General features: G+C 57.7%; 9 protein-coding genes. 4 read left to right on the forward strand and 5 right to left on the reverse strand.

All coding sequences use genetic code 11. The features are described from left to right. Positions 1 to 2,184 (reverse strand): Tex family protein, encoded by a 2,184-nt coding sequence (locus tag ACRZ95_RS11225; protein WP_170675860.1) that lies wholly within the window; start codon positions 2,182 to 2,184, stop codon positions 1 to 3. 155 nt (positions 2,185 to 2,339) lie between these two features. Next, complete coding sequence (locus ACRZ95_RS11230) at positions 2,340 to 3,512, reverse strand: metal ABC transporter solute-binding protein, Zn/Mn family (protein ID WP_170675859.1); 1,173 nt, start codon at positions 3,510 to 3,512, stop codon at positions 2,340 to 2,342. A 57-nt stretch (positions 3,513 to 3,569) separates the two neighbouring features. Here ACRZ95_RS11230 and ACRZ95_RS11235 point away from each other — a divergent pair, with 57 nt between their 5' ends. Genes ACRZ95_RS11235 through ACRZ95_RS11245 form a run of 3 tightly spaced genes read left to right on the forward strand, consistent with a single transcriptional unit; the run spans position 3,570 to position 5,619 of the window. Further along, positions 3,570 to 4,082, forward strand: coding sequence for a transcriptional repressor (locus ACRZ95_RS11235; protein ID WP_170675858.1), 513 nt, complete (start codon positions 3,570 to 3,572; stop codon positions 4,080 to 4,082). 2 nt (positions 4,083 to 4,084) lie between these two features. Next, positions 4,085 to 4,825, forward strand: coding sequence for a metal ABC transporter ATP-binding protein (locus tag ACRZ95_RS11240; RefSeq protein ID WP_170675857.1), 741 nt, complete (start codon positions 4,085 to 4,087; stop codon positions 4,823 to 4,825). Further along, positions 4,825 to 5,619, forward strand: a complete 795-nt coding sequence (locus ACRZ95_RS11245; protein ID WP_170675856.1) for an iron chelate uptake ABC transporter family permease subunit — start codon at positions 4,825 to 4,827, stop codon at positions 5,617 to 5,619. Before ACRZ95_RS11240 ends, ACRZ95_RS11245 begins: the two co-directional genes overlap by 1 nt. A 6-nt stretch (positions 5,620 to 5,625) precedes the next feature. Here ACRZ95_RS11245 and ACRZ95_RS11250 read toward each other — a convergent pair whose 3' ends face one another. From ACRZ95_RS11250 to ACRZ95_RS11260, 3 genes are read right to left on the reverse strand one after another with little or no spacing between them, the layout of a single operon-like run. Next, positions 5,626 to 6,954 (reverse strand): HlyD family type I secretion periplasmic adaptor subunit, encoded by a 1,329-nt coding sequence (locus tag ACRZ95_RS11250; protein ID WP_170675855.1) that lies wholly within the window; start codon positions 6,952 to 6,954, stop codon positions 5,626 to 5,628. Positions 6,955 to 6,956: 2 nt separating this feature from the next. Continuing rightward, positions 6,957 to 9,047, reverse strand: a complete 2,091-nt coding sequence (locus ACRZ95_RS11255; RefSeq protein ID WP_170675854.1) for an ABC transporter transmembrane domain-containing protein — start codon at positions 9,045 to 9,047, stop codon at positions 6,957 to 6,959. Further along, positions 9,044 to 10,750 carry an ABC transporter transmembrane domain-containing protein gene (locus ACRZ95_RS11260; protein WP_170675853.1) on the reverse strand — a complete coding sequence of 569 codons (1,707 nt, stop codon included), beginning with the start codon at positions 10,748 to 10,750 and terminating at the stop codon, positions 9,044 to 9,046. The genes ACRZ95_RS11255 and ACRZ95_RS11260 overlap by 4 nt, the downstream gene beginning before the upstream one ends. A 340-nt stretch (positions 10,751 to 11,090) precedes the next feature. Here ACRZ95_RS11260 and ACRZ95_RS11265 point away from each other — a divergent pair, with 340 nt between their 5' ends. Beyond that, positions 11,091 to 14,483: a PA14 domain-containing protein gene (locus ACRZ95_RS11265; protein ID WP_480554952.1), complete on the forward strand. Its 3,393-nt coding sequence runs from the start codon at positions 11,091 to 11,093 to the stop codon at positions 14,481 to 14,483. Positions 14,484 to 14,494 lie beyond the last annotated feature (11 nt).

A 14,494-nucleotide genomic window follows, 5' to 3' on the forward strand; every position in this document is an offset into this window, starting at 1 on the left:
CTAGCGCGCTCCGCGCCGTTGCTGCGCCCCGCCATCTTTGCGCATGGTGAGGCCAATCCGTTTGCGGGGGACGTCAACCTCGACAACTCGTACCTTCACGACCTGACCGGTTTTGACCACCTCATGCGGGTCTTTGACGAACCGATCCGCCAATTGACTGACATGGACCAACCCGTCCTGATGAACGCCGATATCCACGAAGGCCCCGAACGCGGCCACATTGGTTACCGTTCCCTCCAACAGCATGCCGGGTTTGAGGTCGGTGATCTCCTCGATGCCGTCCCGGAACGACGCTGTGACAAAGCTGGGGCGCGGATCACGGCCCGGTTTTTCAAGCTCGGCAAAGATATCGCGCATGGTGGGCAGGCCGAAGGTCTCATTGGCGAATTGTTCAGCCCGCAAGCCCTTCAGCGCCCCGTCATGTCCCATGATCTGACGGATATCCCGGCCGCAGGCAGCGACCACGCGGCGGGCGACGTCATAAGCTTCGGGGTGGACAGATGAGGCATCCAGCGGCTCCTCTCCATCGCGGATGCGCAGAAAACCTGCGCATTGCTCAAAGGCGCGTGGCCCAAGGCGGTCGACCTTCAGCAAGTCTTTGCGGGACTGGAACGCACCATTGTGATCCCGGTGCTGTACGATGGCCTCGGCCAAACCGGGGCCAAGGCCCGACACATGCGACAGCAGCGGGGCCGAGGCGGTGTTCAGGTCGACACCAACCGCATTCACCACATCTTCGATGACCGAGGCCAGCGACTGGGACAAGCGATGCTGGTCCACGTCATGCTGGTATTGTCCAACCCCGATGGATTTCGGTTCGATCTTCACCAGCTCGGCCAGCGGGTCTTGCAAACGGCGCGCTATCGAGACCGCGCCGCGCAGGGATACATCCAGATCCGGGAACTCTCGCGCGGCCAGTTCAGACGCGGAATAGACCGAGGCCCCGGCCTCGGATACGACTGTTTTGGTGGGGGCTTTGACCGACTTGGGCAGCAGGCTGAGTGTGTCGGCGACCATTCGTTCGGTTTCACGGCTAGCGGTTCCGTTGCCGATGGCGATCAGCTCGATCTCATGGGCCGAGATCAGGTCCAAGATCGCCGCCTGCGCCCCCCTCAGATCGTTTTTCGGCTGAAACGGATAGAGCGTGTCTGTCGCAACGACTTTGCCGGTGGTATCCACCACGGCGGCCTTGACGCCGGTTCGAATGCCCGGATCCAGACCCAGCGTGGGCCGCGCGCCCGCCGGGGCCGCAAACAGAACATCCTTGAGGTTGCGCGAGAACACCTGAATCGCCTCATCCTGCGCGCGGCTGCGCAGATCTGCCATCAGCTCAACCATCATCGACAGGGAAAGCTTTACCCGCCATGTCCAGCCTGCAACCTTGCGTAGCCATTTGTCTCCGGGACCATCGCCACGGATCTGCAGATGCGAGGCAACAATTGCCTCAGCCCGCGCCGCGCCCGCCTCGGGCTCAGGGGCGATATCCAGCGTGACGATCCCCTCTTTCGAGGCTCGCAACATGGCCAGCGCGCGGTGCGAGGGGGCAGTCGCCCAAAGCTCGGAATGGTCAAAGTAGTCGCTGAACTTCGCGCCTTCCTTTTCTTTGCCCTCAACGAGTTTCGAAGACAAAAGCGCCTCTTGCTGCATGAAATTGCGAAGCTTACCCAGCAGAAGGGCGTTTTCCGTCAGCCGCTCGGTCACGATGTCACGGGCGCCGTTCAAGGCGTCCTTGGTCGTTTCAACAGCCTCGGACAGATAGCCCTGAGCAAGGGCTTCCGGGTCGGCGTTGCGGTCGGCCAGAATAGCGTCGGCGAGCGGCTCCAACCCGTTTTCGCGGGCGATCATCGCCTTGGTGCGCCGCTTGGGTTTGTAGGGCAGGTAGATATCTTCCAACTGCGCCTTGGTCTCGGCCCCGGCGATGGATTTCGCCAGATCGTCCGACAGCTTGCCCTGATCCTTGATCGACGTCAGGATTGTCTGCCGCCGCGCCTCCAGCTCTCGCAGATAGGTCAACCGGTCCGAGAGGGTTCGTAGCTGCGTATCGTCCAGCCCGCCTGTCGCCTCTTTGCGATAGCGGGCCACGAAGGGCACGGTCGCGCCTTCGTCCAGCAATCGTACAGCGGCCGAGACCTGATCCGCGCGCGCGTTGATTTCGGTGGCGATTGTGCGGGCGATACGGTCCAAGGGGGCCTCCTGATACTGGGTCGGAAGGACTTCTTAGACAGCGTTTTGGCAGAGGGGAAGAGGGTCAGCGCATTGGGGCAAGATTTCCTGAAACGGTCTGCCCCTTTGCCTGTGTTCGAGGCCCGGCCGTGGGTCGGGCCGGGCTTTGGTGTACCTTAAAGGCACTCAGCCAATGTGTTCGCCATATTGCGCAGAAGTTGGGGATAGAGCGCCGCGCCGGGCTCAAGTTCGGCGCCAAGCGGGTCGATCACGGCGGTTTTGGCCTCGGACCCTTCCATCACGGTTGCGATCAGGCCTGGGTTGAACTGCGGCTCTGACAGAACGCAATCAATCCCTTCCTCTTTGATGCGTCCCTGAATTTCGGCGATGCGCGCAGGGCTAGGATCGGACGCATCGCTGATCGAGATCGCACCGGAGGCCGGGAAGTCGAAGTCATTTTCAAAATACTGATAGGCGTCGTGGAACACGATGAAGCTACCACCTTTAACCGGGGACAGCGTTTCTGCGATCTCGGCTGACAGCGCCTCCATCTCAGCGCGCGCGGCGGCTGCGTTTTCAAAGTATTTACCAGCGTTTTCTGGGTCAGCAGCCGAGAGTTGAGCGGCAATCACGTTCAGCCATGTTCCGGCGTTTGCAGGCGACAACCAGGCATGCGGATCGTGTTCGCCATGCGCGTGACCTTCGTGGTCGTCATGATCATCATGGTCTGCATGCTCTTCATGACCATGGTCGTCATGCGCGTGGTCATCTTCCTTGTCATGGTCGTGATCATCGTGACCATGTTCATTCTTGTGATCGTCGTGATCATCATGGGCGTGTTCGTCTTTGTGGTCGTCGTGATCGTCATGCGCGTGTTCATCTTTGTGATCGTCATGATCATCATGCGCATGTTCGTCTTTGTGATCATCGCCATGATCTTCATGACCGTGATCGTCATGATCCTCGTCATCGCCGTGATCATGCGCTTCGAACAGCGCGTCCTCGCGGAAGTCCAGCAGAGTGGTTCCGTCCGCCTCCAGCAGCGTTGTTACAGCCGCGCCGCCAGCGAGCGTTTCGACAGCGTTTTCCATCCACGGCGTCAGATCTTCGCCAATCCAGAAGACCAGATCCGCCTCTTGCAAAGCTGCCGCCTCGGACGGGCGCAGATTGTATTCATGCGGTGAGGCGCCCGGCTGAACGATCAGACTGGGTTCGCCCACCCCGTCCATCACACGGGCCACAAGCGAATGCACCGGGGCAATATCAACGGCCACATTCGGGACGTCGGCCATGGCTGTTCCGCCCAGCAATGTAGCGGTGATCGAAAAGGAAAGGAGGTTTCTGGACATTGGACCCTCTGTGTGATTTTATAACATTTAATCGCGGCATATATGATATAAGATAACATGACAAGTCAGAGGCAACAGAACTTGACCAGCGAAGCTGCGCCGGTGGGGTTCCATGATCATGACCACGTGTCCTGCGTGGAAACCGGCCTTGCCATGGCCGAGGCAAAGTGCAACGCCGAGGGGCTTCGCCTGACGCCTGTGCGCCACAAGGTGCTGGAAATGCTGTTGCAGGAACACAGGGCGCTTGGTGCCTACGCCATCCTTGATCGCCTGCGGGATGAGGGGTTCGGTTCACAGCCACCGGTGGCCTATCGCGCCTTGGATTTTCTGGTCGAGAACGGGTTTGTCCATAAGATCGAACGCCTGAACGCTTTTGTGGCCTGCGCCCATCCGGGGGCGACGCATTCACCGGTGTTCATGATCTGCCGCGGGTGCGACGCGGTGGCCGAGGCATCCTCGGCCGTTGATAGCGGGGCCCTTGGCGATGCTGCCCGCGCCGTGGGTTTTGAAATCGAATGTACTGTAGTAGAAGCCGAAGGTCTCTGCTCTGACTGCACCGAAAAGGCCTAGCAATGTCCCTTGTCACCGTTGAAGACCTGAGCGTGAGCTACGGGGCCAATACCGTGCTGCGCCATGTCCATATGATCATCGAACCCGGTGAGATTGTGACAATTGTCGGGCCGAACGGGTCCGGCAAAACAAGTCTGCTGCGCGCCATTATCGGGGCTACCAAACCGGCCAAAGGGCGGATTACACGCAAACAGGGCCTACGGATCGGTTACGTGCCGCAGAAACTGCATATCGATCCGACCCTGCCCATTTCAGTCGAGCGCTTTATGCGCCTGACCAATCACGTCAGCCGCGCCCGCTGTGCCGAGGCGCTTGAGGAAGCCGGCGTGCCCGATCTGTTGAAGCGGCAGATGACACAATTGTCCGGCGGGCAGTTCCAGCGCGTGCTGCTGGCGCGGGCCTTGATCAACCACCCGGATATCCTTTTGCTGGACGAAGCGACGCAGGGTTTGGATCAACCGGGTTCAGCGGCCTTTTACCAGCAGATTGAAACCGTGCGCCGCGAGACCGGCTGCGCCATTTTGATGATCAGCCACGAGTTGCACGTGGTCATGAGCGCTTCGGACCGGGTGATCTGCCTGAACGGTCATGTCTGCTGCGAAGGCTCGCCTGCTGTTGTGGCCTCAGCCCCTGAATATCGCGCCTTGTTTGGGACAGGGACCGGAGGAGCGCTGGCGCTGTATCGGCACGACCACGATCATCATCACGACCACGATCATAGCTCTCAGGACGCTGCAGAATAATGCTGGATGACTTTATGACCCGCGCGACATTGGCCGGGATTGGTGTGGCTTTTGCGGCGGCTCCGCTGGGATGTTTCGTGGTCTGGCGCCGAATGGCCTATTTTGGCGACGCAACCGCGCATGCGGCCATTCTGGGTGTTGCGCTGTCGCTGACCTTTCAGATGTCGGTTTTCACGGGCGCTTTGGCCGTAGCTTTGGCAATGGCGTTGACAGTTACGTTGCTGTCCGGGCGGGGATACGCGATGGACACACTATTGGGCGTTCTGGCCCACTCTGCACTGGCCTTTGGCTTGGTTGCCGTATCGTTTCTTTCCGGCGTCCGCATTGACCTGATGGCTTATCTGTTCGGTGACATCCTTGCCGTTTCGCGCGCGGACCTTGCCGTGATCTGGGGCGGCGCGGCGCTGGTTGTTGCCTTGATCGGCTGGCGCTGGTCGCAGCTATTGACCGCGACTCTGAACGAAGAACTGGCCTATGCTAGCGGGTACGACCCCAAGCGCGAGCAATTGATCCTGACCCTGTCTCTGGCGGTGACCGTCGCGGTGGCAATCAAGGTCGTGGGCGTTCTTCTGATCGCAGCCTTGTTGATCATTCCGGCGGCTGCTGCGCGCAGCCTCGCCCGATCGCCCGAGTCCATGGCCTTGATCGCCGCAGCCATCGGAGCGGTTTCCGCCGTAGCCGGTTTACGGGCGGCTTACGTGTTCGACACACCTGCAGGGCCGTCAATTGTGTGCGTCGCGGCAATCCTGTTTGCCTGTTTCAGCCTGTTGGGATGGAAAGGCCACAAGCGCTAGAGCGCCTTACCTTTCATTAAAGGCGCGTTCCAAGGTCAGTTGGACCGGTTTCAACAAATAGCTGAGAAGTGTCTGCTCACCCGTTGTCATCTCGGCCACAACGGTCATACCCGCCTGCAGCGGACGGTTGAACGCGCCGATGCCGATTGTTGAGCCAGCCAGGACGAAGGAGGCCCGAAAATAGGTCTCGCCCGTTTTCTCGTCGGTCATGGGCAGAGGATGCACCGACTGCAACCGCGCCTCGACCTTGCCAAAGCGGCGGGCATCGAATGTATCGACGCTGATCGCCACCGGGTGTTCTAGAGCCACATGCCCCACGTCGGAATTGGGAATGCGCGCCTCGACCATCAGGGTCTGCCGGGTCGGAAGCAGCTCATAAAGCGTTTCGCCGGGGGCAATAACCTCTCCCGGATTGGGTGAGGCCACCGACTGTATCACACCACGCACCGGAGCAATCAGGCGCAGGTCGGCAAGCCTAGTTTCCAAAAGTTTCTGCGAGGTCTGCAACTGATGATGTTCATGTTCCAGTGCGTTGATGCGGGTTAGCACGTCCTCTCTCAGTGTCAGGGCCTCTTCCGCGAGCGCCGCTTTTGCAAGGGTTAAAGCGTTGCGCGCCTCAGCAACGCGCACACGAGCGTCTTCGGCAAAGGCGCGCATGGCGTCGACTTCGTCTTCTTCTTCCAGAAAATCGCTGAGAGACTTAAGGCCCTGCGTTTGCAGCTTCGCGTAGCGATCCAGAACCTGCTCTTTCTTTGTGACCCTTTGGCGCGCGAACTCTGCGGCGCCTTCAAGGATTTGCAATGTCTTGGTTTGCTGCTCAATCGAAACACGCTGAACTTTCTGGCTTTCCAGGAATAGTTCAATACGGGCTGCAGCCGTCGTCAGACCTGAATTTCTAAGCGTTTGTATCTGGGTGGACCTCTGCGGAGCATCGCCTTCAAGCATGGCAAGCACGGCCTTTGCATTTCCTAGATCCCGCGCGACAGAGGAGGCTTGCGCGGACAGGACCTCCATCTCTTGTGTCAGTTCCGGGTGGTGCAACTGGACAAGAACATCACCGATTTCCACAGTTTGACCGTCCTGCACATGGACTGAACGGACAATCCCGCCTTCCATGGTTTCAATCTGAACATAGTGGCCCATGGGAACGATGGTGCCCGGCGCGCGTGTGATCTGTGGGACATCGGTCCTCCATGACAAAGCGATCAGACTGGCAAGAAAACCGGTGATAGCAAGCGCGAGAAACGCCGCGAGCCGAGGCGCGCGGGCACGCTTTCGTCGAGCGCTGCGGTCAAGCAGTCCTTCTCGGTTTGCGGAATGTGTTCGGAAAACCATCTTCAAGCTCCAAGCGTTTTCAGGGCGGCCCACATCTTCTTGCGCCCGACTTCTCCGGTGTCGTTCACAGCAACCTGGCCCGCGTTGAGATAGATGAATCGATCGGCGATGTTCAGAAACGAACGATCTGCGGTCGCGATGATCACAGTGTGGCCCCCGGCCTTATCCTTGACCCATGTTTTGAACGCTTGACGGCGGGTGTCGTTCAGTCCGTTTGTCGGTTCCGAGAACAGGTAGACCGAGGCTGGTCGTGCCATGCTACGTGCGAGGGTGAGAGATTTCAAAATCTCATCTGGCATTTGCGAAAGGGCTTCATCGGAAAGGCGCGTCTGCGCACCGTCTGGCAGCATACTGTGCCCTTGTCGTAAGCCCATCCGATCCAGCGAGGCTTGAATTCCCATGTCGGAAATGGACGGCGCGGCCAAACGGAAATTCTGCGCAACTGTGCCATAGAACAGTGATTTCTCGTAAGTCGCGTAGGTGACCGATTCGCGCAGCTCGTCCCGCGCGATTTGGCGGATGTCGATCCCGTCGTGCTCGATCGTTCCCCCAATCGGGGAGGCCAGACCATCGATTAGATCCAGAATGGCGGCACGCGCGGCTGTGTCGCTGCTCAGGACAACCACGACTTCGCCCGGCTTAAATGCCAGACTGACTTGCGACAGGATCGGAGGGCGGAGTGGATCCGGGCGGTATGTAACCGAAGAAAACACGATGGAACCGTTCAGCGCTTTTTGGTGGGACCAGCCGAGGCCAAGCTCCATCTCTTGCGGCAGGAACAGCACCCGGTCTGCCTGGCTGCGGCTGGCCTGGAAAGACATAAGCTGCGGAAATCCGGTATACAGCGCCTGAATGGGTCCGAAGATCTTTGACACCAAGGCGATTGAGGCGATCAGAGCGCCAAAACTCAAAGCTCCGGACATCGCGGCATGGGCGCACAATATAATTGCACCGGTTGTGGCTACGGCCGCAATTGTTTGCCCCAATGACTGCGCAAGTGCTTGAAATTGCCGAGCGCGCTTTGTGCTTTCCTCACTGGTTTCGATCAAAGGCATGCAGCGTTGGAGCCAAGGCGTTTGCATGCCGAGATTTGCGAAGGCGCCTTGATGGACGATTGCGTCTTGTACCGCCAGCTGGCTGAGTGAGGCGCCCCGTGCGGCTTTCCTTTCGAGCTGTTTTTGACGTGGGATCGTGATCAATCCCACTATTGCCAAAGCCACCGCCAAGCCAAATGTCCAAAGCCCAACGCTTGGCGCAAGATAGAGCAGAACGGCGAGGAACAGTAAGGCAAAGGGTAGGTCCAGAAGCGTGGTAATCATCTGCGCGGTAAACATCTCTCGGAGGGCCTCGAACTGGCGGAACCGGGACAGGTGTTGGTTCACGCCTGAGCTTTGCATTTGGCCCAGTGGCAGGGACATCAGTTTTCGGAACAAGGCTGTCATCAGCTTTTGTTCGCCGCGCCAGCCAATATATGTCAGCGAGCGCGTGCGCATGTGGCGAAAGCCCATGTCCGTCGCCGCGACGACGGCGACCCCAACGGCCAGTGACAGCAGCATGTCAACAGATCCCGACGGGATGATCCGGTCGTATACTGCCATCATGAGCAGCGGGGTGAAAAGGCCCAAAATGTTGCTGAGCAGGGAGACAAACAAAAGACCCGGCAGGATCGGGCGGAGGTCGCGAAAGGCCTGTGATACGGTGATCTGCGTTTTCGTGGTTCGGTTAAAGGCAAAACGATCGATCCGAAACAGGGTGCACCGGTGACGCGGAAGCTTTTGAAACCGCGGATTTTCCGCCTTTGCATCATCAACCAGTACATGCGCGCCTTTGCTGTTAAGCGCGAGAAAGGCTGGCCCATGATCGGGTACGACCAAGGCAGGACAGTCCGAGGCCGCGATCTCGTGCATCCGACACCTGACTTGTGCGAATGGTATTCCGAGATTTTCCAGGGTTTGTTTGATGTCCCCCGGCTGCAGGCGTTGGGAAAAGTGTGGAAACGCTTCGATCAGGCTGTCTCGGTCATGTTTCCAACCACTTGCCTGCAGGAGCGACTGGAAAAGCTGAGTGGTGTTTTCAATCGTCAAAGTGGTCATGCGGCACCTCTTTTCATGCGGCACGCTTCATCAGTGTCTCGATAGGCATCCTCTTGCCATTGAAGCAGATCGGAGGTCCGGATGTTGCCCAGCTGGGCGGATTGATCCGTCAGCTGGTGCAACCGGGGGTCGGGGCTTGCGATCACCAGAGTGGGGCGCGGCGAAAGCGTTTTCAAACAGGTTGCCAAGGCCTGACGCTCAGGTGCGTCCAGAACAGACGAGGGTTCATTCATCAGTAACATCCGAGGGCGTAAAGCAAGGGCTCGGGTCAGCGCGATCAGTTGTCGGTTGACCGGATCGCTTTCAAAACTCGACCCCTTGCCCAGCTGGGTATTGTAGCCTTCTGGCAGCCGGTGAACACGCTGCTCCAAACCAAGCGTGGCAGCGATCTGTTTGGCATGTTCAGCCGTTTCGGCGCCGCCAAACGCGGTCAGATTGTCCAGCAAGGTTGCTGAAAGGATCGCAGGGTCGCGCTCCAGCGCCACTATTCCGCCCCGACCTACAAGGGCGGGCCGTTCGGTTGTTGCAGCCTCATCTATCAGGCACGAGCCAGCATTGGGCTTTTGGTTGCCCAAAATGGTCGCGAAGAAGGCACCGACCATCCAGCTTTCTTCCGCTTCTATCAGTATCCCAGTGCCAGCTGGCACGTGAAAACTCACAGGGCGACTGGGGGCCTGTTTGTTTTGCGGGTGAGGCAGGCATAGCCCTTCGACCCGCAAATCACCTTTCAGTTTTTTGTGCGTAGCCCAGCTTGGCGGTTGCCGCGAGATACTGTCCATTTCGCGCAGTTTCCGCCGGGATAAAGCGACGCTTTCTGACTGAACCCATATCGCCATGACCTTGGTCAAAGGCTGAATGATACGACCATTCAAAAGCATACAGGCCGCCAATTCGGCAATTCCGATCATGTTCTGAATGACGAGATAGGCCCCCAACAAGCCCATTGCCGCGACCATGATCTGCCCGAAAACAGCGCCAAAACTCTGCGCAAAACCCGAGAACAGGATCAGCTTGCGGCTGACGTCGACAGTCTGGTCTTCAAGCAACTCAAACCTTCGGGCCATCTGAGGTTCCATCCGGTTGGCTTTGACCGTGGACAGGCTGGACATCAGGGCCGAGAGGAACGCATAGCGGCGGGTATCCAGTGCCTTGCGACGCTCAAACAGGGACCATTGCTGATGCTTCATCACAACCGCAATCACTAAAACGATACAGAGCGCGGCAATGGGAACCAGAACCAACCACCCTCCGATCAAGCCGATCATGAGGGCGAACAGGATCGTAAATGGCAGATCAATGACGAGCGTCTGGCTCTGACCTGATTGGTGTTCTCGCAGTTGGCTGATCGCCATGTAGCGATCGAAATAGGTGCTGGCGGTGTCCTGAGCGAAGCGGATCGGATTTGCGTTCAATACCTGTTCCAGAAATTGGCGTTGGCGGGCGACGGCACTCTCTTCGGCCCCGGTTGTCAACAGAACAGAACGCGCCCAACGCAATGCAAACTCAAGCCCTACACAGACCACCAGTGCCCAGGTCAGGAGGCGCAACGTCTCGGTCGATTGAAAGGGGATGATACGGTCGAAGATCAGCAGAATGGTGATAGGCGCCAAAAGGGACAAGATGTTCAGGGAAAGCGACGCCGCCAGAAGCGGAATACCCATCCGCAGCCTTGTGCTGCGCTTGACCGACCTGTTCGCTTTCATGTGTTAACGCCCGTTTATTTGCCCCCTAGGTCTGGGGTCGCGGCGTTTAAGAACGTGTAAACATCAGGTCACAGGATGCGCTGAGTTTAGAAAAAATTGCATGTATTTCAGTAACTTTTGAGAAATCTCCACGTGCTACTGGTTTTTTGGGAATCGTCAGTAGGTAAATCGGGGTTTTGCGATGAAAAAGCCGGACATTAATCTGAATTTTCAAGCGAATTCCGCGAAGTCTGAGCAAAGCGAAAAGCAGGATATTGCAGAAAATCTTTCACGGGCACCTGCAAGTTCGGCTGAGGACCCGACCAGGAGTACTCTGCATACCGGCGAACAGGCGCAAGGGGTGCTGGATGAAGCTCAGACCAGTGGCGGAGCACCTTCGGCGGGTGTCAATTTCGCTGAGAAAACGGTGGTTGAAGAAGGTGTTGAAACAGGCAAAGCAAGCGTACCGCAAAGCGTTGTCGCACGGGCTGGGTCGCCCTTAAATACGAGCCCATCTGGCGAAAGTGGGCAATCGGATCACCAAGAGAGGGTCTCCTCTGCTGAAACAACTGTCGGACCGCTTCCTACTGCCGATGTATCGGCGGAGTTGCCTGAAATTGCGCCTGCGGTCGAGCCGAACGCGCCCACCCCTCCGACAATTCCTGCGGCTTTGCCCCCTCAGCCACTGGAAGAACAAAACCAAGCCCCCAAGGATGTCATGCTCGATGGCTCAAGCCTATCAGAGAACGATGAAGGCGCGGTGGTCGGGACCATTACGGTGTTCGATCCGGATTCGGATGGGCCGCATCAGTTTGAGGTGTCTGATCCTCGATTCGAAATCCTCGACGGTCAGTTGCGATTGAAACCCGGCGTTGCGCTCGACCATGAAGACGCAAGCAGCGTAGAGGTGGATGTCACCGCTACGGATGAGGGCGGGTTGAGCTTGACTGAGCGTTTCACAATCGACGTTGCAGATGTGAACGAAGGCCCGGAAACTGTGTCTTTGGACAACACAACCCTAGCCGAAAACGCGATGGGGGCGACGGTCGGAAACATTTCTGTCGTGGACCCTGATCTGAATGACACCCACCGTTTTGAGATCTCGGATGAACGCTTTGAAATCTCGGACGGGCAATTGCGCTTGCGACCGGGTACCTCGTTGAACCACGAGGGTGAAAATCACATTGAAATCAGTATCAAAGCGACCGACGCCGGAGGTTTGAGCGTCACCGAAACCTTCTCGATATCGGTTCAGGATATCAACGAAGCGCCGATTGATCTGACTGTTCAAAACGGAACAGAAAACCTGATCCGGAACGGCAGCTTTGAGGAATTCGAGCTTGCTCAGGGCCGGTGGAGGGGGTTTGACGATGATCAATCCGGTGCCTGGACCGATGCCAACGGGATCGAGATTTGGGACCGCCTAGGAGGGCTGCAGGCCTCGGACGGTGATCAGGTAATGGAGATGGACCATGGCTGGGGCATGGATAGCATCTCTCAGGTTGTGCAGACGCAAGAGGGGCAGCTCTATGATCTGGGCCTCGACCTGCGCGAGCGCCTTGCGAATGGCACCGATACGGTTGAGGTGTATTGGAACGACACTCTGGTTGCAGAACTTGATCCCAAATCGTCGGATTGGGAGACGTTCCAACTACAGGTTGTCGGTACAGGGCAAGACAAGCTGGACCTGCGTGAGGCCGAAGACCAGAATGACTCTTATGGCGCATTGGTCGACAATATCACTCTGACCGAAGCGCAGTTGACCGTGGCTGAACATGTCGCGGGTGCCGTGATTGGTCAGATCCGGTTCGACGATCCTGATCACGGTGACACTCACCGGGTCGAAGTCTCAGACGATAGGTTTGAAGTGATCGAGGGGCAGTTGCGTCTGAAACCAAATGTTGCGCTTGATCGCAGTGAGGCTGAGGCCTTGACCATTGACGTGACTGTCATCGACGAAGGCGGGTTAAGCACGACCGAGACACTTTCGATCTCTATTGCAGACAGGCCCGATATGTCGATTGGCACCGGGTTTCACGCCAAATATTTCGATGCCGGCCACAGCGTGACGCGACTTGAGGATGTGAATTGGGACGCCCCTGCAACGCATCAGGAGGTCACGACGGAGGTTAACTACGAAATCAGCCGCGGGTCCTTTTGGGAAGGCGGGTCGCGAAACACGTTCGGCGTTGAGGTCACCGGAACGGTACAGGTTTCGGAGGGCGGGACTTTCTCCTTCCATCTTGGTGCGGACGATAGTGCTATGCTGCTAGTTGATGGCGTGCCGGTCATCGACAACGATGGTCTGCATGGCTACCAAACCCGATCAGGTCAGATTGACCTCGAACCGGGAGCGCATTCGATTGAAGTGCGCTATTTCGAGAATTTTGGCCACGCAGGCTTAAAACTGGAATGGGATGGCCCCGGCCTTGACGGTCGACAGCTTGTTTCGGCCCCGGATGTCGCCCAGGCGCAGGTAGTGGCGGGGACTCCGCTGGCCTTCGATATCGACTCAGCGGCTTTGGAAATTGGCGACGATATCCTGTTTGCCTTGGATGGATTGCCGCCCGGAACGCAGGTTGAAGTGGATGGTCAGACCCATGTTGCAGGGCCGGACGGCACGTTGGAAATGGAAGGTTGGCAGGGGGACTTGCTGACCATAGAGCCTCCATTCGATTTCTCGGGCCCTATTGATGTGGGGGTACGTTCCTCCACTCCAACCGAATTAGGTGGTAGCCAAGATGCTGTCCAGACAGTGTCATTCGAGGTTCACCCGGCGCAGGTTTTTGCCCCGACTGCGCAAGTGATTGGAGGATTTCAGGCCAGTTACTTCGATGCGGAAAGTAGGTTGTCGAAATTGGACGACATTGATTGGAGCGCCGACCCGGCACATCAGGAAATCGTGTCTGAAATTAACTACAAAAACAGCGCTGACTCGTTTTGGGAAGGCGGATCAAAAGACACATTCGGCGCCCGCTTGGAGGGGCGCATTTCGGTCGAAGAAGGCGGTACATACACGTTCTTTGCCGGAGGCGATGATGGCGTCGTATTATTCGTCAATGGTGTCGAGGTGATCGAGAATGATGGTCTCCACGCCTATAGGACCCGAGCCGGTCAGATCGAGCTCGACCCGGGCATCCATGATATCGAGGTTAGGTATTTCGAAAACTACGGGCATGCGGGTCTAAAACTGGAATGGGATGGCCCTGATACAGAGGGCCGCGCCCTAGTCCAGGCGGATCCAGGGTTGGCGATTGAGGAAAATGGGACCTTGGCGCTTGGCATTGACCTGACGGGTGCCAGCGATCAGGCGGATGTGGCAATTGAGGGGTTGCCAGCCAACAGCCTGATTGTAGGCGCAGAGGCCGCGTTGATGTCGGATGGGGGGCCGGTTGATGTGAGCGGCTGGGATATTGGCTACCTTGAAATCTCGCCACCACCGGGGTTCGAGGGCGCAATTGAAGGCCAGATCGTGATCTCGGATACCGGCTTTAACGGCGCGCCGGTGACATCGACAACCGCGTTTTCGATGGAGGTTGGAGATGTTGATGCGCTTACGAAACTCGATGCGCCGGATGAATTCGCGTTTTTTGCGAATGCCTCGGGCAACGGGGATGTAGCATCTTGGGATGCTGATTCATCCGACGCTGCGCAAAACGACACAGACGATGTTCTGAATGAAGACGTTATCTCGCCATCACACGCCGAGATAACGAGTATAGAGACGGAGGCCTATGAAAGGGTCGATTGGTAGCCCGCGGCTGA

This window comes from Ruegeria sp. AI3 (assembly GCF_056541245.1).